Source organism: Pseudomonas sp. BRG-100 (assembly GCF_000737955.1).
GTDB classification, from domain to species: Bacteria; Pseudomonadota; Gammaproteobacteria; order Pseudomonadales; family Pseudomonadaceae; genus Aquipseudomonas; species Aquipseudomonas synxantha_A.
The window spans coordinates 1-25820 of record NZ_JPRX01000001.1 but is presented as its reverse complement, the minus strand read 5'-3'; the positions used below and the strand labels follow the sequence as shown (position 1 = coordinate 25820).

Sequence of the window (25820 nt, the reverse complement as noted above, 5' to 3'; positions counted from 1 at the left end):
GGGCCTGAGTTGGATTAAGCTGGGGCATCTCAAAAATGGAACACTGCCCATGTTCGACCTGAACGAACTCTTCCTTTACGCCAAGGTGGTCGAGCACGGCGGCTTTGCGGCGGCGGGTCGAGCGTTGAACCTGCCCAAGTCGACCCTGAGTCGCAGGGTCGGTCAGCTTGAGGCAAGGCTTGGAGCGCGGCTGATACAGCGTTCGACGCGCCAGTTCCAGGTTACCGATATCGGCCAGGCTTATTATCGACATTGTGTGGCGATGATTGCCGAGGCCGAGTCGGCAGAAGATGTGGTGGCCTTCAACAAATCAGAACCTCGCGGCTTGATTCGCCTGAGTTGCACCACCGCGCTGCTCAACTATTGGGTGGCGCCGATGCTGGCTCAATTCATGGCGCAATGCGGCAACGTCGAACTGAATGTGAAGAGCTTCAACCGTAAGGTCGATGTGATTGCCGAGGGTTATGACCTTGCCTTGAGCCTGTGTTTCCCACCCCTGGAAAGCAGTGAACTGGTGATGAAACTGCTCGGTAAAAGTACGCAGGTGCTGGTGGCGAGTGCGGCTTTTTTGCAGGACTATGCCCTGCCCTCGCAACCCGCCGACCTTGCCGGGCTGCCCACCGTGCACTGGGGCAACCTGATGATTCAGTACGTGTGGGAGCTGACCGGCCAGGATGGCGCGACGACGCAGATCCAGCACACGCCGCGCCTGGTCAGCGATGATGTGCCGACTTTGAAAAACGCGACACTGGCGGGAGTAGGCATCGCCAACCTGCCATGGGTGGTGGTCAAGGAGGATGTCGCCGAGGGGCGTCTGGTTGTCTTGCTGCCTGAGTGGCAGCCCGTGCAAGGCGTTATCACGGCGGTATTTCCATCCCGGCGCGGGCTGATGCCGTCGGTGCGCGCCTTGATCGATTTTCTGGGTGAAGCATTCGATGCACCTTAGGCAACAGTCTTTTGTCATCAAGGCTATTGATAGCTCCCTAACGAAACCCCCATGCTAGAGGGCTGACTCCCCTCTTATATCATTCCGAATGATAGTTACCTTTGCTTCATTCGATTCGTGACATAGCACCCCGCCGCGCATGATCCGCCCATCTCAAATACATTGGCGGATGCACCTCATGGAACAGTCACTCAAACTTTTGCGCTTCCCCCTGGCGATTCTGGCCGTGGTGGTGATGAGCGCGTGCGGCAAGTCTCCCGAACAAGCGGCCGCCATGCCCCCAGCCAAGGTCAGCGTGGCCAAGGTACTGGAACAGCCGGTCAACGAGTGGGACGAATTTACCGGACGGCTGGAAGCCCCGGAAACCGTGCAAATTCGTCCTCGGGTGTCCGGCCAGATTGACCAAGTCGCTTTTACTGAAGGCGCTTTGGTCAAGAAAGGCGACCTGCTGTTCCAGATCGACCCGCGCCCGTTCCAGGCCGAAGTGCGCCGCCTGGAAGCCCAGTTGGCTCAGACCAAAGCCGCCGCCACCCGCAGCGAAAACGAAGCGCAACGCGGCGAACGCCTGCGCCAGAGCAATGCGATCTCCGCTGAACTGGCCGACTCGCGCACCACCGCCGCCCAGGAGGCCCGCGCCGCCATGGCCGGGATCCAGGCGCAGTTGGACCTGGCCCGCCTGAACTTGAGCTTTACCCGTGTCACTTCACCGATCAGCGGCCGCGTCAGCCGTGCCGAAATCACCGCCGGCAACCTGGTGACCGCCGACACCACTGCGCTGACCAGTGTGGTGTCCACCGACAAGGTCTACGCCTACTTCGACGCCGACGAGCGTGTGTTCCTCAAGTACACCGAACTGGCCCGTGAAGGCCGTCGCGGCGCAACCACCCCGGTGTATCTGGGCCTGTCCAACGAAACCGGCAACCCGCACCTGGGCCAGATGAACTTCGTCGACAACCAGGTCAACCCGTCCACCGGCACCATCCGTGGCCGTGCGGTGTTTGACAACAGCAAGGGCGAATACACCCCTGGCCTGTATGCGCGCTTGAAGCTGGTCGGCAGCGGCACCTACTCCGCCGTGCTGATCAACGATGAAGCCGTCGGTACCGACCTGGGCAAGAAGTTTGTGCTGGTGATGGACGGCGACAGGCCGGCTTACCGCGCGGTGGAATTGGGGCCCAAGATCGAAGGCTTGCGCATCGTACGCAGCGGCCTGACCAAGGACGACACCGTGATCGTCAAGGGCCTGCAGCGTGTGCGCCCCGGCTCACCGGTCGCGCCGGAAACCATTCCGATGGCCAGCAAGGAAACCCTCGCCGCCTTGGCCCAACAACGACAAGCGCTTGAAGCCAGCAACCTGGAGCAAGTGGCGCCGGAAACGACCGCGCCCAAGCTCGCCAGCACTGCGACTCCACGCGGTTAAGGGATAAGACTCAAGATGAATTTTTCCAAGTTCTTCATTTCGCGGCCGATCTTCGCAGCGGTGCTGTCGCTGTTGATCCTGATCGCGGGTGCAATCTCGCTGTTCCAACTGCCGATCAGCGAATACCCGGAAGTAGTGCCGCCGACTGTGGTGGTACGCGCCAACTTCCCGGGTGCCAACCCCAAAGTCATCGGCGAAACCGTGGCCGCACCGCTGGAGCAGGCCATCACGGGTGTCGAGAACATGCTGTACATGTCCTCGCAGTCCACCGCCGACGGTAAGCTGACCCTGACTATCACCTTCGCCCTGGGCACCGACCTGGACAACGCGCAGGTGCAAGTGCAAAACCGTGTGACGCGGACTCAGCCAAAGCTGCCGGAGGAAGTGACACGCATCGGTATCACCGTGGACAAGGCTTCCCCCGACCTGACCATGGTGGTGCACTTGACCTCCCCGGATCAGCGTTACGACATGCTGTACCTGTCCAACTACGCGATCCTCAACATCAAGGACGAACTGGCCCGTTTGGGCGGCGTCGGCGATGTTCAGCTGTTCGGCATGGGTGACTACTCCCTGCGCGTATGGCTGGATCCGAACAAGACCGCCTCGCGCAACCTGACCGCCACCGATGTGGTCACGGCGATCCGCGAGCAGAACCGCCAGGTGGCTGCCGGTGCCCTGGGCGCTCAGCCTGCGCCGAGTGACACCAGCTTCCAGTTGTCGGTCAATACCCAAGGCCGCCTGGTCACCGAGGAAGAGTTCGAGAACATCGTGATTCGTGCCGGCGCCAACGGTGAAATCACGCGCCTCAAGGACATCGCCCGGGTCGAGCTGGGCTCCAGCCAATACGCGCTGCGCTCGTTGATCGATAACCAGCCGGCCGTTGCGATTCCGATCTTCCAGCGCCCCGGCTCCAATGCCATCGACATCTCCAACGATGTGCGCAGCAAGATGGCCGAGCTGAAAAAGAGTTTTCCGGCGGGCATGGATTACCGCATCGCCTATGACCCGACCATCTTTGTACGCGGCTCTATCGAAGCGGTGGTGCACACGCTGTTCGAGGCGCTGATTCTTGTGGTGCTGGTGGTGATTCTGTTCCTGCAGACCTGGCGCGCCTCGATCATTCCGTTGGTGGCGGTGCCGGTATCCTTGATCGGTACGTTTGCGGTGATGCACCTGTTCGGATTCTCGCTCAACGCCCTGTCATTGTTCGGCCTGGTACTGGCCATCGGTATCGTGGTGGATGACGCGATCGTGGTGGTGGAGAACGTCGAGCGCAATATCGAACTGGGCCTGGAGCCGTTCCCGGCCACCGAAAAAGCCATGAGCGAAGTTACCGGCCCGATCATCGCTACAGCGCTGGTGCTGTGTGCGGTATTCATTCCAGCCGCTTTTATCAGTGGCTTGACCGGGCAGTTCTACAAGCAGTTCGCGTTGACCATCGCGATCTCGACCGTGATCTCGGCGTTTAACTCGCTGACGCTGTCCCCTGCCCTGGCCGCCGTGTTGTTGCGCGGTCACGATGCGCCGAAGGATCGCTTCTCGAAGTTCCTCGACAAGCTCTTCGGTGGCTGGCTATTCCGTCCCTTCAACCGCTTTTTCGAAAAGGCCAGCCATGGCTACGTGGGTACCGTACGCCGAGTGATTCGCGGCAGTGGTATTGCCCTGTTCGTATACGCCGGGCTGATGGTGCTGACGTTCTTCGGGTTTGCTCACACCCCGACCGGTTTCGTACCGGCCCAGGACAAGCAATACCTGGTGGCCTTCGCTCAACTGCCCGATGCTGCAAGCCTGGACCGCACCGAAAACGTGATGAAGCGCATGTCGGAGATCGCCCTTAAACAGCCCGGCGTGGAGGCCGCGATTGCCTTCCCGGGCCTGTCGATCAACGGCTTCACCAACAGCCCGAACAGCGGCATTGTGTTTGTGACCTTGAAGCCCTTCGATGAGCGTAAAGACGCGAGCATGTCGGCCGGGGCGATTGCCGGGGCGTTGAATGGCCAATACGCCAACATTGAAGAAGCGTACATGGCGATCTTCCCGCCGCCGCCGGTACAGGGCCTGGGCACCATCGGCGGGTTTCGCCTGCAGATCGAAGACCGTGGCAACCTCGGCTATGACGAGTTGTACAAAGAAGTCCAGAACGTGATTGCCAAGAGTCACAGTGTGCCTGAACTGTTCGGCCTGTTCACCAGCTACACAGTGAACGTGCCGCAAGTCGACGCCGCCATCGACCGCGAAAAGGCCAAGACCCATGGCGTAGCGATCAGCGACATCTTTGACACGCTGCAGGTTTACCTGGGTTCGTTGTATGCCAACGACTTCAACCGCTTCGGGCGTACCTACCAGGTCAACGTGCAGGCCGAGCAGCAGTTCCGTCAGGACTCCGATCAGATCGGCCAGTTGAAAGTGCGCAACAACAAAGGCGAGATGATCCCCCTGGCGACCTTTATCAAGGTCAGCGACACCTCGGGCCCGGACCGCGTGATGCACTACAACGGCTTTATCACCGCTGAAATCAACGGCAACGCCGCACCGGGCTACAGCTCCGGCCAGGCCCAGGCTGCGATTGAAAAGCTGTTGAAGGATGAACTGCCCAACGGCATGACCTACGAGTGGACTGACCTGACCTATCAGCAAATCCTCTCGGGCAATACCGCGCTGTTCGTGTTCCCGCTCTGCGTGCTGCTGGCGTTCCTGGTACTGGCCGCCCAATACGAAAGCTGGAGCCTGCCGCTGGCGGTGATCCTGATCGTACCGATGACGCTGCTGTCGGCCATTACCGGGGTGATCATCTCGGGCGGCGACAACAACATCTTCACCCAGATCGGCCTGATCGTACTGGTGGGCCTGGCCTGCAAGAACGCGATCCTGATCGTCGAGTTTGCCAAGGATAAACAAGCGGAGGGCCTCGACCCGCTGGCCGCGGTACTGGAAGCCTGCCGCCTGCGTCTGCGGCCGATCCTGATGACCTCGTTCGCGTTCATCATGGGTGTGGTGCCGTTGGTATTGTCCAGCGGTGCGGGTGCCGAGATGCGCCATGCCATGGGTGTGGCGGTGTTCTCCGGGATGATTGGTGTGACCTTCTTCGGTCTGTTGCTGACGCCAGTGTTCTACGTACTGATCCGTCGCTATGTTGAGCGCCAGGAAGCGCGCAAAGCGGCCAAGGCCTTGAAGCTGGAGACACAGCAATGAGTGTGAAAGTATTCCTGCCGAGCTTGCTGGTACTGGCGCTCGCCGCCTGTGCCGTAGGCCCGGACTACAAGACCCAGCAACTGGAGGCGGCCAACATCACGGCAGCCGCCGACAGCAAAAGCTACGACCATGCCAAGTACGAAGGCATCTGGTGGCAGCAGTTCGAAGACCCGACGCTCAACCAGCTGGTAACCCAGTCGCTGAGCGGCAACCGTGATTTGCGCGTAGCCTTTGCCCGCCTGCGGGCAGCACGGGCTATCCGTGACGACGCGGCCAACGACATCATGCCAGTGGTCACCTCCCGCGCCAGCAGCGATGTGGGCAAGGGCCAGATTCCCGGCCAGACTACCAAGCGTGTCAACAGCGAGCGCTATGACCTGGGCCTGGACATGGCCTGGGAAGTGGATTTGTTCGGGCGCATCCGCCGCAACCTGGAAGCCAGCGACGCTGACCAACAGGTGGCCGAAGCCGACCTGTACCAACTGCAAGTCACCATGATCGCTGAACTGGTGGATGCCTATGGCCAACTGCGCGGGGCGCAACTGCGTGAACGCATCGCCCTGGACAACCTGAAGAACCAGCAAGAATCACGCACCATCACCGTCAGCCTGCGCGATGCCGGCGTGGGTGATCAACTCGACGTCGAGCGTGCCGACGCACGCCTGGCGGCGGTGGAAGCCAGCGTGCCGCAGCTGCAAGCCGAACAAGTGCGCGAGCGCAATCGCATCGCCACCCTCCTCGGCCAGCGTCCCGACAAGCTGAGCGTGGACCTGAGCCCCAAAGACCTGCCGGCAATCGCCAAGGCCCTGCCGATTGGCGACCCGGGGCAATTGCTGCAACGGCGCCCGGACATCCTCAGCGCCGAACGCAAGCTGGCCGCCGCCACCGCGCGTATCGGCGTGGCCAAGGCCGACCTGTTCCCACGGGTCAGCCTCAGCGGCTTCCTCGGCTTTACCGCCGGGCGTGGTTCGCAGATCGGCTCGGCTGCAGCGAATGCCTGGTCCCTGGGCCCGAGCATTACCTGGGCCGCGTTTGACCTGGGCAGTGTGCGTGCGCGTTTGCGCGGTGCGAATGCCGAGGCCGACGGCGCCCTGGCAACCTACGAGCAGCAAGTGCTGCTGGCCCTGGAAGAGTCCGAGGACGCCTTCAGCGATTACGGCAAGCGTCAGCAACGCCTGGTGTCTCTGATCCGCCAAAGCGAATCCAGCCGCGCCGCCGCCGACCTCGCCGCGATCCGCTACCGCGAAGGCACCGTGGACTTCCTGGTACTGCTCGACGCCCAACGCGAACGCCTGGCCGCAGAGGACTCCCAGGCCCAGGCCGAAGTGGATCTGTATCGCGGCATTGTGGCGATCTACAAGGCGTTGGGTGGTGGCTGGCAACCGGATGCAGTGGTGGCCAGCAACAAGTGATGTAAAGAGCTCCTTTGGTTGGTCGCATCCAGCCAATTTTTAGCCCTGCGATCCATTCGGTCGCGGGGCTTTTTTTTGTCAGGACTTCCTAAAATATTGAACGTTATTTCTGTAAGCCAATTAAGAAGTCCTTCGTAGGTAATGTCCTAGTACTGCGCTATACCTGGCTTCCAGGTTTTAATACTTCAGAAACAACAGTGCATTTTCATGTAGGCAAGTGGTACACCCACGTTAAAGTAATTGGCGCACGTGTCGACAACCAAGTGCCACTTACTAATGGAGGAAGGCGACATGGCTATCATGTTGACTGCTGAGCAGATGAGGCATACCAAGGCAACCAACGCTTACGTTATTAAAAATCCTGAACAAATAACGAATAAATTCACAATCACTGAGGAGTCCGTAGCAGCTGACACACTAAATCTTGGTGAAACAAAAAAAATCGCCGACCTGAAAGAATATTTAAAGGGCTTTGACATGACAGCCATAAGCTCAGATGACCTCAGAAAAGTAGCGCGACGATTATTCGACGATGAAATGATAGATATACATGCATTTGTAATATTCGCCGAAGGCAATTTGGCGAGTGGTGCAGATGGTCTTCCTACAGAAACAGACGTCAAATTCAACGCCATCGCTTTGTTTAATGAGCGGCTTGAGGACTACAATGATTTCCTTGAAAATAATCCTGCAGACGTGAAAGAAGATACTTTGAGGTGGCGGCGTGGGATGATAGATGCCAATCACGCGATAGGCGCATTGACCTACTTCGTCAATTCTTCCAGAAGTGATTTAAAGATTCATGAGCAAGCTTGAATCCAAGTCGTTTGGGCAGTGCGCTAAGGAGGATCTTAACGCACTGCCATTGCAGGCCTTCAGCGGCCGTATTTGGCGGTGCCTGAGTAGGATTTCACATCAGGGTCGGAATTGAACATAGCGACTCGATAGGTACCAAACGATCCAGAGTATGAAGCGCTGCTCCCAAAGCTTGTCGCAACAGATTGCCAAGAGGCTCCCAACTGCTTTTGGATAATCAACTGTGGCGCCCGCCCTCCTCCCGTGGAAGCTGAGGCATCAATAGTCGCACCCGCACATCCATTCGCGGAAGTTATTATGAACGGGCCATACACTGTCGTTTCGACACCAGGTGGCAAAAGCCCGCTATAGCTATCACTTATATACAGACACAAGGCCGACACCTGAGCAGACAAAAGCATTAACGCGAGACACGGCAACGCAATAAGACCTTTCATGATCTCACCTCAAATCAGAAAATAGTAAATAAATACCCACTCAAAATATCTGATCTTTTATTTCCCCATAAGCGCACCTCGCAGTTAAGCAACGGCTGCCAGTACATGACACTCGATATCAGCCCAGCAGATATCAAGCACCCACTAATGCGGGTAGGAACACGTTGCTTACTGTGCACGAAATCAAGCGCTAAATATGCCAGCCACGTCCTAAAATATCGAAGGAGCGTTCTGTCATACTTGGGTGAAGGAATAAGTGAGAATTATCCTAATCCCGCATGACGGAAGTTAGAGTCGACTCGATTCGCTCAAAATCAAACTCCGATAATGCCCCGGATTCGACCCCACCCACTTGCGAAACGCCTTGTAGAACGAACTCGCATCGGCAAACCCCAGCCGCGTGGCAATCTCGGCAAAGCTGATCTGCGGTTCAGCCAACCACACAATCGCCAGTTCTTTGCGCACACTGTCTTTGAGGCCCTGATAAGTCTGCCCCTCTTCCGCCAGGCGCCGACGCAGGGTGGACGCAGAAATACATAGCCTGGCGGCAAGGCCCTCCGTTTCCGGCCAGGTGTCGGGAGGCATCTGCCGAAGGTCGTGCTTGATGCGCGTGGCGAGGCTTTCAGGGTCGCGGTATTTGACCAGGATGTTAGCGGGTGCATGGGCCAGAAACCGTTGGAGCTCCTGCTGACTGCGTTTGATCGGCAGGTCCAGGCAGTCGGCAGAAAAGATCATGCGGGTACGAGGTCGATCAAAGCGCAGGTTGTCGGAAAACATTACCTGGTAATCGTCACAGAAGTCCGGCTGCGCGCAACGCAGCTCAATGGCCAGGATCGGGATGCGACGCCCCGCCAGCCAGCACGCAACGCCGTGGACGATCATCCAATAAGTGAAATACGTGAACGCACGCTTGGGCTCATCGGGTTCGAGCAGGACGATCTCCGCCAGGCTCTGTTGGCGAACCAACTGTGCCGGCATGTGCTCCAGCATCAACGACAGAAACCCCAGGCCGGTTTCCAGGCCCGCCGCCAGGCTCGGTTGCGCCATGGCGGCGCGACACAGAAACGCCAGGCTACCGGATTTGAGTGCGCGCGGGTCCATGCCAAAAAACTCGTCATCCCTGCGCCGCGCCAGCAAACGCCAAAGGCGCGCATAGGCCGTGGCCGGGACACGGGCATTGGGCTGCTCAAGCAACGCAGGGTCAATCCCGACTTTGCTCAATGCCTCGACAGTGGCCGCACCAGGCGCACAGCTCTGCAACAGCGCTTCGCGCACAAGGTGGATGGAGATGGTGTCTTTTTCCGACATGGGATGTTGAGTTATCCGACTGCAAACCAGGTGGCCTGCATCATAAGGGCGGTCGCGCTTCGCCACCACTGTTCAGCCCTCGTTCAGCAAAGGTCAATATTTCTTGTTTAGCAATGAGTATCATTATGTTACAACTTAGCTTCCTAACTAGTTACGCCCTGGTGCCCGATGCTCGTTCCTTTTTTAATCATGCTGCGCGAAGGCATTGAAGCCGCCTTGATCGTTGGCATCATCGCCAGTTACCTGCAGCAGACCGGCCGTGGCCAGTGGATGCCTGCGGTGTGGATTGGCGTATTCCTGGCCGCGGCCCTGGCGTTGCTGGTGGGCGGCGGTCTGGAACTGGTCAGCGCTGAATTCCCGCAAAAGCAGCAGGAATTGTTCGAAGGGATCGTAGGGCTTGTCGCAGTGGGCATCCTCAGTTCCATGGTGTTCTGGATGCGCAAAGTGGCGCGGTCAATCAAACACGCTCTGCATGAGTCCCTCGACCATGCCCTGACCGGCTCCAGGCACCAGGTATTTGCGCTGATCGCCATGGTGTTTTTTGCCGTGGCCCGCGAAGGGCTGGAGACGGTGTTCTTTCTGCTGGCGGTGTTTCAGCAGAGCGAAGGTATGGGCGCGCCGATAGGTGCCCTGCTCGGCCTGATCCTGGCCATCGTCGTCGGTTTCCTCATCTATTCCGGCAGCATGCGCCTGAACCTCGGCGCGTTTTTCCGCTGGACCGGCCTGTTCATCCTTGTAGTGGCGGCCGGCATTCTCGCCAATTCGGTGCAAGCCCTGCATGAGGCCGGTGTGTGGAACCACTGGCAAACCGTGCTGTTCGATTTCAGCGCTGCGCTGCCCATGGATAGCCCGTTGGGCTCGGTACTGGCCGGCATGTTCGGTTATCAGGAGGCGCCGACCGTCAGCACCCTGGGTGCCTATGTGATTTACCTGGTGGTGGCCCTGGTGATGTTCTTCCTGCCCTCGGCCCCCGCCAAGCCTGTCGCCACGACTTCTTCCGTTTCCAGCCAGTAAGGACCGTCTCTTGTCCAACCCAACCCCTCAATCGGCCCCGCCATCCCGCGCCTTGCGCTGGGGTGTGGCCGGCTCGGTGGTGGTGATGATCGCCGCCGGTGGCCTGTTCTACTACGCCTCGCAATTGGCCGCGACCAAGCGCCAGACCAACCACAATGAAATCGCAGTCACGATTCACAGCCACGCCTGCGAGCCCAACGCCCTCACCGTGCCGGCCGGGCGCGCAAGCTTTCGTATCATCAACCGCTCCGACCGTGCGGTGGAGTGGGAAATCCTCGACGGTGTGCTGGTGGTCGAGGAACGGGAAAACATTGCCCCTGGCCTGAGCCAGGTGATCAACGCCAACCTGTTGCCCGGTGACTACGCCATCACCTGTGGCCTGTTGAGCAACCCGCGTGGCACCTTGCATGTCACCCCCACCACGGAGTCCGACGCCCAGGCCAAGGCCAAGCCGTCGATGGTGGCGTTTATCGGCCCGTTGTCGGAGTTCCGTGTGTACTTGAGCGGCCAGAGCGGTGCGCTGATCAAGGCGGTGACGGCGCTGCAACAGGCTATCGACGCCGGTGATCTGGCCCAGGCGCAGGCCCTGTATGTGCCGGCCCGTGAGGCGTATCAGCGCCTGGCGCCTGCCTCTCAACGCCTGGCCGAATTGGATAACGCAATCAACGCCCGCGCCGACTACTTTGAAAAGCGCGAGCAGGACCCGGCCTTCAGCGGCTTCCATCGCCTCGAATACAGCCTGTTCCAGCAACACAGTCTCGACGGCCTGGCGCCGGTCGCGCAACGCCTGGTGGCCGACGTCACCAAGCTCAAGCAACAGTTGCTGGCGCAATCGCTGCCCCCAGAGCAACTGGTGAGCATTGTGGTACGCAACCTCAACAGCCTGGCGGATGTACGTGCCCGCAGTGGTGAAGAGGAGCGCTACAGCCATATCGATCTGAACGGCTTTGCCGCCAACCTGGACGTCGCTCGTAAAGTGGTCGACTTGATGCGCCCGCTGCTGGACAAGTCCGCAGCCGGCTTGCTGACCGATATCGACAGCGCGCTGAATGCCTTCGACGCCGAACTCGCTGCATTCAAAGTCGGCAATACCTACAGCACGTACGACAGCATCACCGCCGATCAGCGCCAGCAGATCGCCGACAAGGCCAAGGCACTGGCCGCCGCACTCGATGGAATCGACCCCGCCCTTGGCCTTTCCGGCCTGCAGTGAGACGAACGCATACATGAGTGATTCAGAACAGCTAAACCTTGCGCGTCGCCGCGTCCTGCTGGGCATGGCGGCCACCGGCGCGGCCATCGCCGGCAGCACCTTGACCTGTCCGGCCATGGCCGCAGCGGCCGAGCAAGTCACCAGCGCTCCGCGCAGCGACAAGACCCACGATCACCAGGCTTTTTTCGGTCAGCATCAGAGCGGCATTGTCACGCCGCGCCCGGCCTGCGGCATGGTGGTGGCCTTCGACGTACTGGCCAGCGACCGCGAAGACCTCGAACGTTTGTTCCGCACCCTGAACGAGCGTATCGCGTTCCTGATGAGCGGCGGCACCGTGCCGCAGGTCGACCCGAAACTGCCACCCACCGACTCCGGCATCCTTGGCCCGGTGGTTACCCCAGATAACCTGACCATCACCGTGTCGGTCGGCGAATCGTTGTTCGATGAGCGCTTCGGCCTCAGTGCCGTCAAGCCCAAGCGCCTGATCCGCATGGTGGGTTTCCCCAACGATGCACTGGAGCCGGCGCAGTGCCACGGCGACCTGAGCCTGCAGTTCAGTTCCAACACGCCCGATACCAACATCCACGCCCTGCGCGATATCGTGAAAAACCTGCCTGACTTGCTGCTGGTGCGCTGGAAACAAGAAGGCAGCGTGCCGCCCCAGGCCCCGGCCAAGCCCGGCGAACCGGCGCAGAGTGCGCGTAACTTCCTGGGTTTTCGCGACGGTTCGGCCAACCCCGACTCCAACGATGCCAAGGCCATGGACCAGATCGTCTGGGTGCAACCGAGCAGCGACGAACCCGCCTGGGCGGCCCATGGCAGTTACCAGGCCGTGCGTATCATCCGCAACTTTGTCGAGCGCTGGGATCGCACCCCACTGCAAGAACAGGAAAGCATCATCGGCCGCGTCAAACCCACCGGCGCCCCCATGGATGGCCAGCATGAAACCCAGGTGCCGGACTACAGCAAAGACCCGCATGGCAAGTTGACCAAGCTTGATGCGCACATCCGCCTGGCCAACCCGCGCACCCCGCAGACCCAGGCCAACCTGATCCTGCGGCGGCCGTTCAACTACTCCAACGGCGTCAACAAAAACGGTCAGCTGGACATGGGCCTATTGTTCATCTGCTATCAGGCTGACCTGGAGAAAGGCTTTATCAGCGTGCAAACGCGGCTCAACGGCGAACCGCTGGAGGAATACCTCAAGCCGGTCGGCGGCGGGTATTTCTTCACCTTGCCCGGCGTCACCGGCCCTGAGGATTTCATCGGGCGCACGCTGCTTGCTGCAACGCACTCCACCACCCCTGCCAAGACCTGAAACACACCAGAGCGGAATGCCCCCATGAAGAAGTCGTCTATCGCGTTGTCGTTGTTAATGAGCCTTGCGCCGCTGGCTGCCTTCGCCGCTACCGCGCCGCTCGACCTGGTAGGCCCGGTATCGGACTACAAGATCTACGTTACCGAGGAAATCGGCGAACTGGTCACCCAGACCCAGGCGTTTACCAACGCCATCAATAAAGGTGACCTGGCCACCGCCAAGAAGCTCTATGCGCCGACCCGCGTGCACTATGAGGCCATCGAGCCGATCGCCGAGCTGTTCAGCGACCTCGACGCGTCCATCGATTCGCGTGTCGATGACCATGAAAAAGGTGTAACGGCCGAAGACTTCACCGGTTTTCACCGGATTGAATACGCGCTGTTCTCGCAAAACTCGACCAAGGGCCTGGAAGCACTGACCGCCAAGCTCAATACCGATGTGAACGATCTCAAGACGCGGGTCGATGGCCTGACCTTCCCGCCGGAAAAAGTCGTCGGCGGCGCTGCGGCGCTGCTGGAGGAAGTCGCTGCCACCAAGATCTCCGGCGAAGAAGACCGCTACAGCCATACCGACCTGTATGACTTCCAGGGCAACATCGACGGTGCGAAGAAAATCGTCGATTTGTTCCGTGGCCAGATCGGGCAGCAGGACCAGGCGTTCCTGGCCAAGGTCGATAAAAACTTCGCCACCGTGGACAAGATCCTGGCCAAGTACAAGACCCAGGATGGCGGCTTTGAAACCTACGACAAGGTCAAGGACAACGACCGCAAGGCCCTGGTTGGCCCGGTCAACACCCTGGCTGAAGACTTGTCGATGCTGCGCGGCAAGCTGGGTTTGAATTAAAGACTACCGGCAAAAAAACACCTAGGCCCCTCAACAGGGCCTGGGTGTTTTTTTTGCCTGCAGGATAACGGCTACAAAATGCGGTACAGCAAACGCTCAATACGCACTCGGCTGACCCGACGCAGGAATTTACCCACTGCCGGCGGGTAATCAACCAACGTCTGCAATTGCTGGTAGCCCCGGATACGCGTGGTGTGCTGGAAAATCTGCGCCAGCTCGGTACGCCGCGGCTCCAGCCATTGGCCCTTGGGGTCGTCGATCAGCAAGCCGTTTTCCAGGTCGAGGCGAAATGCCCTGGGGTTGAGGTTGTTGCCGGTCAGCAAGGTATAGCGCTGGTCAACCCACATGCCCTTAAGGTGGTAGGTGTTGTCGCCATCGCGCCACAGGTGCAGGTTCAACTGGCCGCTGTCGATCATCGGCTGGTGACGCTTGGCAAAGCGCCGCAGGCTGATCTCATACAGATAAGGCAATGCCGCGATCACCTTGAACGGCTCGCTGGGCGGAATATAGAAGTCGTTGGCCGTCTTGTCGCCGACCACGATGTCGATCTTCACCCCACGTGCCAGTGCGCGGTTGATCTCGCGGGTCACCGGCAACGGCAGGTTGAAATACGGGGTGCAGATGGTCAACTGCTGCTGGGCGCTGGCGATCAGCTCCAGAATGACCCGGCTCAGGGGGTTGTTCTTGCCAACGCCGAGCAACGGGCTCACCGAGAGGTGACCATTGGGCAACTGCCCGGCCGTGGTGTCATAGGCCGCGTGCTTGAGACGGCTGCGCAGGTCGCCGATATCGTTGCGCAGGCTGCGGGTGGTCGGCGGGTTGGGCAGGTCCAGGCGGTGCACGGCCTTGGATGCCACCAGGCCGTGCTCGATCAGGTGTTGCATAGAATCGGCCAGCACCTGGCTATGGATCAGGTGGTAACGATCAAAGCGGTACTTGTCGAACTTGTGCAAATACACATTGTTGAGGCTGGCGCCGCTGTACAGCACGCTGTCATCGATCACAAAGCCCTTGAGGTGCAATACGCCAAACAGCTCGCGGGTTTGCACCGGCACGCCATACACCGGCACTTCGCTGGCGTGGCTTTGCGTCATGGCCTGGTACCAGGCGCTGTTGCCCGGCTGCTTGCCGGCGCCAATCAAGCCACGCTGGGCGCGCAACCAGTCGACCATCACCACGATGTCCAACTCCGGCCGTGCCGCCTTGGCAGCGTGAAGCGCGTCGTAGATCTCCTGCCCCGCTTCGTCGTGCTGCAAGTACAAGGCGACGATGTAGATGCGACGCGTCGCCTGGGAGATTTTTTCCAGCAGGCAGCGACGATAGGCATCGGCGCCGGACAGCACCTCGATGGCCTCCGGGGACAGCGGGAAACCGCGTAGTTTGGGCAACAGGGAGCGTTTGAAGAACGACGGCATAGGGCTCGCAATGGGTCGAATCCGAAGAGGTCCAGAGCTTACACCATGGGGCTGCTCAGGTCTCGCCGTACGGCATGGAAAAAAGCCGGTTGACCAAGAAGAACGATCGTTCTACTGTAATAAGCATGAACGACATAACCCGCGACATTATCCTCGACGTCACCGAAAAGCTGATCTATCGCCATGGCATCGCCGCCACCGGCATGGACTTGCTGGTAAAAACCGCTGGCGTATCGAGAAAAAGCATCTATCGCTATTTCGCCAACAAGGACGAGTTGGTGATTGCCGCCCTGCAGCGTCGCGACGAACGCTGGATGCAGTGGCTGCGCAGCGAAGTGGAACGCAGCGACAACAGCGGCGAGCGCTTGCTGGCGCTGTTCAGCGCCCTGAAAAGCTGGTTCGGTTCCGCGGATTTTCGCGGCTGCGCCTTTATCAACACCAGTGGCGAAACCGGCAACGCTCAAGATCCGGTGCGCCTGCTGGCCAAGGCCCATAAACACAAACTGTTCGAGTACGCACTTGAACTGTGTCAAGCACATGGCACCCCCGACCCGCAACAGCAGGCCGCGCAACTGCTGATCCTGATCGATGGCGCCATTACCGTTGCCCTGATCATGGGTGATTCAACAGCTGCCGATAATGCGCAATGCATGGCGCGAACGTTATTGGGACTTTGAATTCTCGGAATTGGCAACTTCTATCATTCAACCCTATTGTTTTAAGGAGCCACCCCATGTCAGCCAATGCACAAGCCCGCCCGCCCCTACCGCCCTTTACTCGCGAGTCAGCCATCGAAAAAGTCCGGCTGGCCGAAGACGGCTGGAACTCCCGCGACCCAGAACGGGTTTCCCTGGCCTACACCCTGGACACCCAGTGGCGTAACCGCGCCGAATTCGCCCACAACCGCGAAGAAGCCAGGCAGTTCCTGAGCCGTAAATGGGCCAGGGAACTGGATTATCGATTGATCAAGGAGTTGTGGGCGTTCACCGGCAACCGCATCGCCGTGCGCTATGCCTATGAGTGGCATGACGACTCCGGCAACTGGTTTCGTTCCTACGGAAATGAAAACTGGGAGTTCGATGAGAACGGCCTGATGGCCAACCGCTTTGCCTGCATCAACGATAAGCCGATCCAGGAAAGCGAACGCAAGTTCCACTGGCCGCTGGGGCGTCGCCCGGATGATCATCCGGGCTTGTCAGACCTAGGGCTGTAGCTCTCTTACCCTTTGTAGGAGCGAGCTTGCTCGCTCCTACAAAAAGCGATTACCGAAAGGCATCAGTCCTGATTCAGCCCGACCCGATACAACACGCCATTATCCTCATCCGTCAGCACATACAGAAACCCATCCGGCCCCTGCCGCACGTCACGAATTCGCGCTTTCAACTCGCCCAGCAAACGTTCCTCGTGAACGACCCTGTCACCCTCGAACTGCAACCGAATCAACTCCTGAGTGCCCAGCGCACCGATAAACAGATTGTGCTGCCACACCTTGAACCGGTCGGCGTCATAGAACGCCATGCCGCTGATGGCCGGGGACTTCTCCCAGACATGATGGGGCTGCACCGTGCCTTCTGCCGTTTTGCCCTTGGCTTCGGGAATCGGTAGCAGAGAGTAGTTGATGCCGTGGGTCGCCAGCGGCCACCCGTAGTTCTTGCCGCGCTCGATGATGTTCACTTCATCGCCCCCACGCGGCCCATGCTCGTTTTCCCAGATCGTGCCGCTCCACGGGTTCAGCGCCAGGCCCTGTGGGTTACGCTGGCCGTAGGACCAGATCTCGGGACGTACACCGGGTTGACCGACGAAGGGGTTGTCATCCGGTACGCGGCCATCTGGATAGATGCGCACAACTTTGCCTTGCAGCTTGTCCAGGTCCTGGGCGGTCGGGCGGTCGTTGTTCTCGCCCAGGGTCACGAACAGATAGCCGTCACGATCGAACGCCAGGCGCGAGCCGAAGTGGTTGCCGGTAGACAGCTTGGGCTCCTGGCGCAGGATCACCTTGAAGTCCTCCAGGCCGCTCATGTCAGCAGACAGGCGCCCGCGCCCCACAGCGGTTCCGGCTTTGCCATCCTGCCCGCCGCCTTCGGCGTACGACAGGTAGACCATACGGTCCTGCTTGAAGTCTGGTGACAACACCACATCCAGTAACCCGCCCTGCCCCTTGGCCCACACTTGCGGCACCCCCTTCAACGGAGCGGAAAGCTTACCGTCGGGGCTGACAAATCGCAGGTGCCCGGGAAGCTCGGTCACCAGGAAGCCCTGCCGATCCGGTAGAAACGCCAGCGCCCAGGGATGATCCAGGCCTTTGGCGATCGGCGTGACGGTGATGCTGCCTTGCTCGCTGGGGAACTGCTGGCTATCGGCGGCATACACGGTGGTCAGCGGCAGCAGCGTGGCGGCACAGACAGCCGCTAGCAGAGTTTTGCGTAGAAACATAAGGCGAAGTCCTTACCGGCGATTGCCGTTGGCATCATAGGTGGGTGCTTTGGTTTCGGTGGCCGGGCGACTGGGAGCGACGTCGCGCTTGGGATACGTATTGCCGATTCCGCGGTTTTCCACGGTCGGCCGAGGGCCGGTGGGCGCAGTCTGGATAACGCCGGCCGCAGGTGCATTGGGCTGAGTGCCCTGCATGCTATTGGGGTTGGCCCGGTGAATCGGGCTGTTGTTGGTGTCGTATTGGCCTGGCAGGTTTTGCGCCTGGGCCCAAGGCGCCAGGGCCAGGCCCAGCGCAAGTACTGCAAGATAACGTACATAAGCATTCATGACGGAGCCTCTCTATGCCGAGTACTACGTGCTTTCGATAACACGCTACGCCATGGGTTCGGCTTGCGACACTAAATAGTTTCTCATCAGGTGTAACACGATCTGTCCGAGCATCTGCCCGCCGAAACTTTTGCCGCGGCCTGCGAGTCACCAGAACAGGCTCACTTTTTAAGGAATCGGAGTTATGCCACGGGCAATCTGGAAAGGCGCTATCAGTTTCGGTCTGGTTCATATCCCGGTGTCGCTGGTCTCGGCGACATCTTCCCAAGGCGTTGATTTCGACTGGCTGGACAAACGCAGCATGGACCCGGTCGGCTACAAGCGCATCAACAAAACCACGGGCAAGGAAGTCACCAAGGAACATATCGTCAAGGGCGTCGCCTTTGAGAAGGGCCGTTATGTGGTGCTCAGCGAAGATGAAATTCGCTCGGCCCATCCGAAATCGACCCAGACCATTGAGATCATCGCGTTTGTCGCCGCTGACCAGATCCCCCTGCAAAACATCGACACGCCCTACTTCCTGGCGCCGGACAAACGTGGCGGCAAGGTCTATGCACTGCTGCGCGAAACCCTGAAGAAAACCGGCAAGGTCGCCCTGGCCAATGTGGTGCTGCATACCAAACAGCACTTGGCCGCGTTGATGCCGCTCGAATCGGCCCTGGTACTGGTGATGCTGCGCTGGCCCGCAGAAGTGCGCAGCCTGGACGAGCTGGAACTCGGTGCCGATGTAACCAAACCGACCCTGGCCAAGGGTGAGTTGGACATGGCCAAGCGCCTGGTGGAAGACATGAGTGCAGACTGGCAACCCGACGAGTACCGCGACAGCTTCCAGGACAAGATCATGGCGCTGGTGGCGAAAAAGGCCAAGGCCGGCAAGATCGAAGACGTGGAGTCGAGCCAAGACAGCGAAGAGCGCAAATCCGCCGACGTTATCGACCTGACCGAACTGCTTAAACGCAGCCTGGCGGGCAAACCCGCGGGGAAAAAGCCCGCCGCGAAGAAATCCAACAAAAAGGCCTCTTGAGCCTGCCATTGACTGGAGCGCGACATGGCAAAGCCCCTGAGCGAATACAACCGCAAGCGCGATTTCAAGATCACCGCCGAACCCGCCGGCAGCTCACCCGCCAGCAAGCGGAAAGCCTCGGCGCTGAGCTTCGTGATTCAAAAGCATGATGCGCGCAACCTGCATTATGACTTTCGCCTGGAGCTCGATGGCGTGCTGTTGAGCTGGGCGGTGCCCAAGGGCCCGAGCCTGGACCCAAGCCAGAAGCGCCTGGCGGTCCACGTTGAAGACCACCCCCTGAGCTATGGCGGTTTCGAGGGCAGCATCCCAGCCGGCCAATATGGCGCAGGCGATGTGATTGTGTGGGACCGAGGTATCTGGCAGCCCCATGACGAGCCGCGCAAAGCCTATGCGGCCGGCAAGCTCAAGTTCACGCTGGTGGGCGAAAAACTCGCTGGGGATTGGACCCTGGTACGCACCCGACTCAAGGGCAGTGGCGACAAGGAGCAGTGGCTACTGATCAAGGAAAAAGACCAGCAGGCACGCCCCGCTTCTGAATACGATATTGTCGACGCCGAGCCTGCCAGCGTGCTCAGCGATGCGGTGGTCGGCACGCCCAAGGCCAAGGTCCCAGTCAAAAAAAAGCCAGCGCCAAAGGCCAAGGCCCGCACGCAAGTGAGCGCCATACCCGAAGAATTTGCCCCGCAATTGGCGACCTTGGTCGATCGCGCCCCCGAGGGCGATTGGAGCTACGAGATCAAGTTCGACGGTTATCGCATTCTCGCGCGCATCCATGACGGTGAAGTGCGCCTGTTCACTCGCAACGGCCACGACTGGACCGAACGCCTGCCGCGCCAGGCCAAAGCCTTGCAAGCCCTCAAGCTCAAGGACAGCTGGCTGGATGGCGAAGTGGTCAGCCTCAACGGCGACGGGTTGCCGGATTTCCAGGCGTTGCAGAATGCCTTCGATATCGGCCGCAGCCTGGACATCGTCTATTACCTGTTTGATGCCCCCTTCCTGAACGGCCGTGATCAACGCGAAGATCCGGTCGAGGAGCGTCGGGCTGCGCTTAAAGCTGCGCTCGCCGGCAGCAAAAGCAAACTGCTGCGTTTCTCCGAAGCCTTTGCCGCCAACCACCGCGATATTTTCGAAAGCGCCTGCGACCTGGCGCTCGAAGGCGTGATCGGCAAGCGTGCAGGCAGCCCCTATGTGTCCCGCCGCAGTGCTGACTGGATCAAGCTCAAATGCCGCCTGCGCCAGGAGTTTGTGATTGTTGGCTACACCCGCCCTCAGGGTTCGCGCAGCGGGTTTGGCGCGCTGCTGCTGGCCGTCAACGATGAAACCGGGCTGGTATATGCCGGGCGTGTGGGCACCGGATTTGATCAGGCCACGTTGAAATCCATCTACGCCAAGCTCACGCCATTGGAGCGCAAGGACTCGCCCTTGCAAAAGCCTTTGACCAGCACCCAGGCCCGTGGCGTGCATTGGGTCGAGCCGCGCCTGGTGGGTGAAGTGCAATTCGCCGAATGGACGCGTGAAGGCGTGGTGCGCCAGGCGGCCTTTGTGGGGCTGCGCACTGATAAGCCTGCGTCGCAGATCATTCATGAACAGCCGCGTGCGGCAAAGTCGGTCAATGCCTCGAAGAAGCAGAAAACCGATAAAGCCGACATAGCGGTGAAGAACGTGAAAATCACCCACCCCGATCGCATTATCGACAAGCACAGTGGCACGCAAAAACAGCAATTGGCGCAGTTCTACGCCGACATCAGCGAATGGATCCTGCCGTTCCTGCGCGGTCGTCCTGTGTCGCTGCTGCGCGCACCCGAAGGCATCGAAGGGGAGCAGTTTTTTCAGAAGCACTCCGAACGCCTGGCAATACCCCACATCAAGCAACTGGATCAGGCCCTGGATCCCGGTCATGCACGCCTGATGGAGGTAGACAGCGCAGAGGCGCTGGCCGGCGCCGTGCAAATGGGCACTGTCGAGTTGCATACCTGGGGCGCCACTACGGGCAAGATTGAAACCCCTGACCTGTTCGTCCTGGACCTCGACCCGGACCCGGCCCTGCCTTGGAAATCCATGCTGGAAGCGGCCGAACTGACCCTGTCGGTGCTGGATGAGCTGGGCTTGCAAGCCTTCGTCAAGACCAGCGGCGGTAAAGGTCTGCACCTGATCGTGCCGCTGGCCCGGCGTGATGGCTGGGACGCCGTCAAGGCATTCGCCAAGGCCATCGCCCAATTTATGAGCCAGCAACTGCCCGAACGCTTTACCGCCACCAGCGGCCCTAAAAACCGTGTGGGCAAGATCTTTATCGACTACCTGCGCAACGCCCGTGGCGCCAGCACTGTGGCGGCATACTCCGTGCGTGCGCGGCCGGGTCTGCCGGTATCGGTGCCGGTCAGTCGGGAAGAATTGAAAGGATTGCGCGGGGCCCAGCAGTGGACGGTGGCGAACCTGCATGAGCGTCTGCAGGGGTTGAAGGGCGACCCATGGGCCGGCTATGCCAATCGGCAGAAAATCGGCAAGAAGATGTGGGACAAGCTGGGCGCAAAACCACCGCAGTGATTCGCGCCCGGCACAGGGTTCAGATAAGAATGAAGATCAGCGCCAGACCGGCAAAGATCGCCCATTTTTCCAGGTAGTAGCGTGTGCGGTTGCGCTTTTTGAGCTCTTTGCCGCGCAGGCGGATCTTGTACAAGCGGGTAAAGGCGCGGTTGAGGCCGCCTGTCTTGTCGCCATCATCATTGGGCGAGCCTGCAGCGGCCATTACATTGCGGCTGAACCAACGGTTGAATGCCGCCGCCCAGCGGTACTTCATCGGGCGTTCAATATCGCAGAACAGAATGATGCGGTTCTGCTGGGTGGTGTTTTCTGCGTAGTGAATGTAGGTCTCGTCGAACATCACCGGCTCGCCGTCGCGCCAGTAATAGCTCTCGCCATCCACATTGATGTAGCACCCCGGGTCGTTGGGCGTATCGAGCCCCAGGTGATACCGATAGGAGCCCGCGTACGGGTCACGGTGGCGCACCAGCTTGGAGCCCGGCGGCAGTTCGGCGAACATCGCGGCCTTGATCGAGCCGATCCCTTGCACCAACTCGGTGGTGCGCGGGCACAGCTTCATCGCCGAAGGGTGGCTGTCGCCATACCACTTGAGGTAAAAGCGCTTCCAGCCCGACTTGAAAAACGAGTTGAAACCCACGTCGTTGTACTGATCCGAACGTTTGATCTCCCCGGCCCGCATCAGGTTCTGGCCTTCCTCGCGGATCTCTTGCCAATGTTCCTGCAGGGGGCTCAGGTCTGGAAAATCGCTGGGCGACAGATAGGGACGGCTGGGCTGCTTGGAGAACAAGTACAGGAAACAGTTGATCGGCGCCAGGAACGTCGAGTGATCGCTAAGCTGGCGACCCAGCTTGTGTCGCACCCGACCACGCAGGTGTACATACGCAATGGAGGCAACGTAGAGAGCAACAATGATGAGTTTCAAGGGATTCGTCACAAGTCAGGGAGAGAACAGGCTGCTCCTGCGGGCCCACAACGGCCGAGGATGGATATGCAGCACCTGAAATCACAATTCACGTACAGGTGACACGGCAGGCTGGGCGACCTGCGGCGTGTAACCATTGGCCGTTATTTAGCCATACTTTGTAACCAAAGGTTAACTAAGAATTGTGAAAAGCTGTCTACTGAGTGTGCTGGGGAAGGGAACAGGCGGGCGTTCCCGCCCACCTGCTTAAAGGTTTTGCTGAAATTATTGCGGGGTGTCCTTAATCTCGCGGCGGGGCAAACTGCCGTCTCCCAACGCCGTAAAGGGTACGGCCTGGCTGCGGCTGCGGATGAAGTAGCGAATCAGCGCGATCATGAGTCCCACCAACAGGCCGCCCACCAGACTCAAAGCAATGATCAGCGATTTTTTCGGTTTGATCGGCGCCAGAGGCTCTTGGGCGCGGCGGTCGACCGTTACCAGCTTGAGGTTGCTCATGTCGATGTTCAAGCCACGCAGCCTGGCAACTTCAGCACGAAGCGGCTCGACGTCCTGCAGGAATATGTCCTCATTGCCGCGCTTGCGCAGCACCTCGACTTCGCGGTTGCTTTCGAGCAGTTGCAAATCCTTGCCGATCTCGGCAATTCGCGGGTTGGTGAAGTCATCGCTGGTGCGCTGTTGCAGCGCAGCGCGTTCGGCTTCCAGAGCCTCGGTGCCCATGAAGTACAGCGGGATCTTCTGATTGTTCACCTCTGTGCGCATGACCTGGCTCGACCCACTGCGCGTGGAGTCCGCCATGGAAGATGGTGTCGTCGGGGTGCGGATGCCCATGGACTTGGCAATGGCGATGGCTTCCGCCAGCTCGGCCAGGCGATTGGTACGCTCCATCTTCATCTGCAAGCGCAGCGCGCTGAGCTCATCCTGCAACTGGGCACGCTTGAGTCGGTCAGCCTCGAGCAACTTGGCGATCTTGGATTCCTTTTCCGTATCGTAGTTGTCACGGGCGGCGGCGATCTTGCCTTTGAGTTCGCTCAAGCGGTTATTGACGATCACCTTGAGGTCGGCGCCAACCTGCTGACGCTCGGCGGCGATGGCGTAGTCTACAAAGCCGTTGAGGATCGCGACACCATCAACGTCTGTCGGATATTGCAGTTCCAAGCGAATATAGCTGCTCAGCGAGTCTGATTTCTTCGGGTCCGGCAAGATCAGGTTGACAGAGTTTCGATTGAACGCCTCAAAGCTTTGCTCAAGGCTCTGCCCCGGCTTCTTGAACGCCTTGAACAATTCCTCGTGTTCCTTGAAAAATCCCAAGCGCGCCTCGTAAGAGTCTAACTGTGCTCCCACTTTCATCAGGGCGTCAGCGGGAGGCAACTTATAGACTTCCGAACGGTTCAACGCATCCAGTTCATTGATTGCCGCAGGCCGCAGCACACTGCTGACTTCATAAGTCTTGGGTGCCAGGAACGCGTACCCTGCCCCTAATACGCCCACCAGAAGCGTACATCCGACTACCAGCTTTTTTTGTCGCCAGATGGCGTGAAACAATTCAAACAAGTCAATTTCATCAGACGCTACGGAGGGCGGGAGCGGGGAAGTGCGATTCAAAATAAGAACACCTTAAAATAATACTAAAAGGCCATCATTCTCAGAAACCTAAATGGCTTCAAAAATCAGGGACAACGCCCTGGATACGCCGGACCGGTGGCGATGTGACCACTTAGCCAGCCGAAATATCCCACATTTCCAAGGATTATTTCGGTTTTATATCGAGGAGTAGTACAAATGGCGCAGCATCGTCGGACTTGCGCGCTTGCAAGCATAGTCAATAGAACATCAAAATGCTGTCAAATAGCTGTCTTCTAAAGAAAAAACTTATCCGCCTACGTCGTGGTTGCGTACCTGATGCAACGGGGCGCTTCCCTGATCAGCAATAAGGAATTTGCATGCTGTCTGTTTCAACTCTCGATTTACGCGGCTTACAAGGCACCTGGGAGCAGACTGCCCTTGAAGACAGCGGCATCCTCAACCCCGCCGACGCCCACAGTGCGCCAGGGGCTATTACCACCATCACGGGCGATTGCTTCGAAGTGACCACCGTCAATGGTGATCAACTGCTGGCGGGCCGTTTTTTCCTGGATGCCAGTACCACGCCCAAAAGCATTACCTGGATTGACGCTATCGGCGATGACGCGGGCAAGCAGCTTCCCGCCAGTTACCGGCTCGACGGCGATGATTTCGTATTTATCGCAGCGGATGAAGGCATGCCCAGGCCCACCGTATTCAGCACCGGCCCTGGGCAAACCATGCGCACCTTTGTGCGGCGCTCATGAGTTACCTCTGTAATTAGATGGACTCGCCCAAGCCGAGGCGTCTATGCGCCACGGTGGCATTCTTATAGAAGCCAACGACAGCGAGGGCGAGCCCATGAAAAAGCATACGACGATCAATCAGTCTTTGTCAGCCGATGTATCTACTTGCGTAAACGTCGCGGTAGACCTTGCCAAAAAGGTCTTCCAGGTGGCCGGTGAGAATGCGCTCGGACAGGTGATATTCGAGGATCGGATTAAGTCACGAGAGGCCTTTCAAACCTTTCTTCTTAAGCTTCCAGCAAGCGTGACGGTGCTGGTGGAAACCGGGCCAGGTGCTCAGGCATGGGCGTGATTACTGCAGGCATAGGGCAATTTCGGCAAGATGAGCAAGAAGGGTGATGCGTATTTGCGCAGCCTGGCGGTCCAGGGGGCCCACGCCGTGTTAAGACAGGTGCGACCGGATTCAGAACAGCCCGACGACCAGCGGCTACAGCGTTGGGTATCTCGCCTTAGGGCGCAAGGAAGCGGCGGTGCGTTTGGCCAACCGCAACCTGCGTATCCTCTGGCGGCTCTTGCAAAACGACCAGACTTATCGAAGTCAGCCAGGCAATAGTCAGGAGGCTGCGATGAGCCACTGATTTACAGAGTTCTGCCACCGGGGCGTTTAGCCGCTCCAACCCGCGCTAACGAACATTGACCCCTGGTCAGACCGTCGCGAATTGATGCCTGCGCTCCTACCGGCCCTTGAGGCCCTTTTTGTAATGGGCAGATCGCGAGCTGATCCAATGTTGGCCAGAAGCTGTTTGGAGCTTCCTCGGATAGGCCTGATACATAGATGCAACCGGGTACCAATGTTTGAAAAGCGGGTTGAAAGTGGGGGCGAGTCCATACATACATAGCCGACTACCCGGCCCACTGACCGGTGCTGAT

20 protein-coding genes and 1 pseudogene are annotated in these 25820 nt (G+C 59.2%); 15 read left to right on the top strand and 6 right to left on the bottom strand.

Annotated features, from left to right (window positions below; all coding sequences use genetic code 11):
• The first annotated feature begins 49 nt into the window (after positions 1 to 49).
• From JH25_RS26610 to JH25_RS26630, 5 genes are all read left to right on the top strand, one after another.
• Entirely contained in the window at positions 50 to 946 is an 897-nt protein-coding gene (locus JH25_RS26610; RefSeq protein WP_032875145.1) for a LysR substrate-binding domain-containing protein, read from the top strand.
• A gap of 178 nt (positions 947 to 1124) precedes the next feature.
• A complete protein-coding gene (gene mexE / locus JH25_RS26615) occupies positions 1125 to 2366 on the top strand; it encodes a multidrug efflux RND transporter periplasmic adaptor subunit MexE (RefSeq protein WP_032880943.1) in 1242 nt (413 codons plus the stop codon).
• A gap of 15 nt (positions 2367 to 2381) precedes the next feature.
• Positions 2382 to 5561: an efflux RND transporter permease subunit gene (locus JH25_RS26620; protein WP_032875142.1), complete on the top strand. Its 3180-nt coding sequence runs from the start codon at positions 2382 to 2384 to the stop codon at positions 5559 to 5561.
• On the top strand, positions 5558 to 6973 hold the full coding sequence (locus JH25_RS26625; protein WP_032875139.1) for an efflux transporter outer membrane subunit: 1416 nt from the start codon (positions 5558 to 5560) through the stop codon (positions 6971 to 6973). Before JH25_RS26620 ends, JH25_RS26625 begins: the two co-directional genes overlap by 4 nt.
• Before the next feature lie 291 nt (positions 6974 to 7264).
• Complete coding sequence (locus JH25_RS26630) at positions 7265 to 7789, top strand: hypothetical protein (protein WP_032875136.1); 525 nt, start codon at positions 7265 to 7267, stop codon at positions 7787 to 7789.
• Between the two features lie 725 nt (positions 7790 to 8514).
• Here the strand turns inward: JH25_RS26630 and JH25_RS26635 are convergent.
• Positions 8515 to 9534 carry an AraC family transcriptional regulator gene (locus JH25_RS26635; protein WP_032875133.1) on the bottom strand — a complete coding sequence of 340 codons (1020 nt, stop codon included), beginning with the start codon at positions 9532 to 9534 and terminating at the stop codon, positions 8515 to 8517.
• Positions 9535 to 9702: 168 nt separating this feature from the next.
• On the opposite strand from JH25_RS26635, the gene efeU reads away from it, so the two are divergent.
• From efeU to efeO (JH25_RS26655), 4 genes are read left to right on the top strand one after another with little or no spacing between them, the layout of a single operon-like run.
• On the top strand, positions 9703 to 10548 hold the full coding sequence (efeU, locus tag JH25_RS26640; protein WP_032875131.1) for an iron uptake transporter permease EfeU: 846 nt from the start codon (positions 9703 to 9705) through the stop codon (positions 10546 to 10548).
• A 10-nt stretch (positions 10549 to 10558) separates the two neighbouring features.
• Positions 10559 to 11761 (top strand): iron uptake system protein EfeO, encoded by a 1203-nt coding sequence (gene efeO, locus JH25_RS26645; RefSeq protein WP_032875128.1) that lies wholly within the window; start codon positions 10559 to 10561, stop codon positions 11759 to 11761.
• 13 nt (positions 11762 to 11774) lie between these two features.
• The gene (efeB, locus tag JH25_RS26650; protein ID WP_032875125.1) at positions 11775 to 13079 is read left to right on the top strand and encodes an iron uptake transporter deferrochelatase/peroxidase subunit; all 1305 of its coding nucleotides are present in this window, start codon (positions 11775 to 11777) and stop codon (positions 13077 to 13079) included.
• Positions 13080 to 13103: 24 nt separating this feature from the next.
• The gene (gene efeO / locus JH25_RS26655; RefSeq protein WP_032875122.1) at positions 13104 to 13922 is read left to right on the top strand and encodes an iron uptake system protein EfeO; all 819 of its coding nucleotides are present in this window, start codon (positions 13104 to 13106) and stop codon (positions 13920 to 13922) included.
• A 71-nt stretch (positions 13923 to 13993) separates the two neighbouring features.
• On the opposite strand, the gene pssA is transcribed toward efeO (JH25_RS26655), so the two are convergent.
• Positions 13994 to 15337 carry a CDP-diacylglycerol--serine O-phosphatidyltransferase gene (gene pssA / locus JH25_RS26660; protein ID WP_032875119.1) on the bottom strand — a complete coding sequence of 448 codons (1344 nt, stop codon included), beginning with the start codon at positions 15335 to 15337 and terminating at the stop codon, positions 13994 to 13996.
• A 125-nt stretch (positions 15338 to 15462) separates the two neighbouring features.
• Here pssA and JH25_RS26665 point away from each other — a divergent pair, with 125 nt between their 5' ends.
• Both JH25_RS26665 and JH25_RS26670 read left to right on the top strand, forming a co-directional pair.
• Positions 15463 to 16014 carry a TetR/AcrR family transcriptional regulator gene (locus tag JH25_RS26665; RefSeq protein WP_005788500.1) on the top strand — a complete coding sequence of 184 codons (552 nt, stop codon included), beginning with the start codon at positions 15463 to 15465 and terminating at the stop codon, positions 16012 to 16014.
• 56 nt (positions 16015 to 16070) lie between these two features.
• Entirely contained in the window at positions 16071 to 16550 is a 480-nt protein-coding gene (locus tag JH25_RS26670; protein WP_032875113.1) for a nuclear transport factor 2 family protein, read from the top strand.
• 62 nt (positions 16551 to 16612) lie between these two features.
• Here JH25_RS26670 and JH25_RS26675 read toward each other — a convergent pair whose 3' ends face one another.
• Together JH25_RS26675 and JH25_RS26680 are read right to left on the bottom strand one after the other, a co-directional pair.
• Positions 16613 to 17770 (bottom strand): PQQ-dependent sugar dehydrogenase, encoded by a 1158-nt coding sequence (locus JH25_RS26675; RefSeq protein ID WP_032875110.1) that lies wholly within the window; start codon positions 17768 to 17770, stop codon positions 16613 to 16615.
• A gap of 12 nt (positions 17771 to 17782) precedes the next feature.
• Positions 17783 to 18097: a hypothetical protein gene (locus JH25_RS26680; RefSeq protein WP_032875107.1), complete on the bottom strand. Its 315-nt coding sequence runs from the start codon at positions 18095 to 18097 to the stop codon at positions 17783 to 17785.
• A gap of 184 nt (positions 18098 to 18281) precedes the next feature.
• On the opposite strand from JH25_RS26680, the gene ku reads away from it, so the two are divergent.
• Together ku and ligD are read left to right on the top strand one after the other, a co-directional pair.
• Positions 18282 to 19121: a non-homologous end joining protein Ku gene (gene ku / locus JH25_RS26685; RefSeq protein ID WP_032875104.1), complete on the top strand. Its 840-nt coding sequence runs from the start codon at positions 18282 to 18284 to the stop codon at positions 19119 to 19121.
• A 24-nt stretch (positions 19122 to 19145) separates the two neighbouring features.
• Positions 19146 to 21665, top strand: a complete 2520-nt coding sequence (ligD, locus tag JH25_RS26690) for a DNA ligase D (RefSeq protein ID WP_032875102.1) — start codon at positions 19146 to 19148, stop codon at positions 21663 to 21665.
• Between the two features lie 19 nt (positions 21666 to 21684).
• Here the strand turns inward: ligD and lpxO are convergent, their stop codons facing one another.
• Complete coding sequence (gene lpxO, locus JH25_RS26695) at positions 21685 to 22584, bottom strand: lipid A hydroxylase LpxO (RefSeq protein ID WP_032875099.1); 900 nt, start codon at positions 22582 to 22584, stop codon at positions 21685 to 21687.
• Between the two features lie 264 nt (positions 22585 to 22848).
• On the bottom strand, positions 22849 to 24186 hold the full coding sequence (locus JH25_RS26700) for a Wzz/FepE/Etk N-terminal domain-containing protein (protein ID WP_032875096.1): 1338 nt from the start codon (positions 24184 to 24186) through the stop codon (positions 22849 to 22851).
• A 338-nt stretch (positions 24187 to 24524) separates the two neighbouring features.
• Between JH25_RS26700 and JH25_RS26705 the strand changes: the two genes are divergently transcribed.
• Positions 24525 to 24911 (top strand): TIGR03067 domain-containing protein, encoded by a 387-nt coding sequence (locus JH25_RS26705; RefSeq protein WP_032875090.1) that lies wholly within the window; start codon positions 24525 to 24527, stop codon positions 24909 to 24911.
• Between the two features lie 94 nt (positions 24912 to 25005).
• Positions 25006 to 25528: pseudogene (locus JH25_RS27720) on the top strand (hypothetical protein).
• The last annotated feature ends 292 nt before the right edge of the window (positions 25529 to 25820 follow it).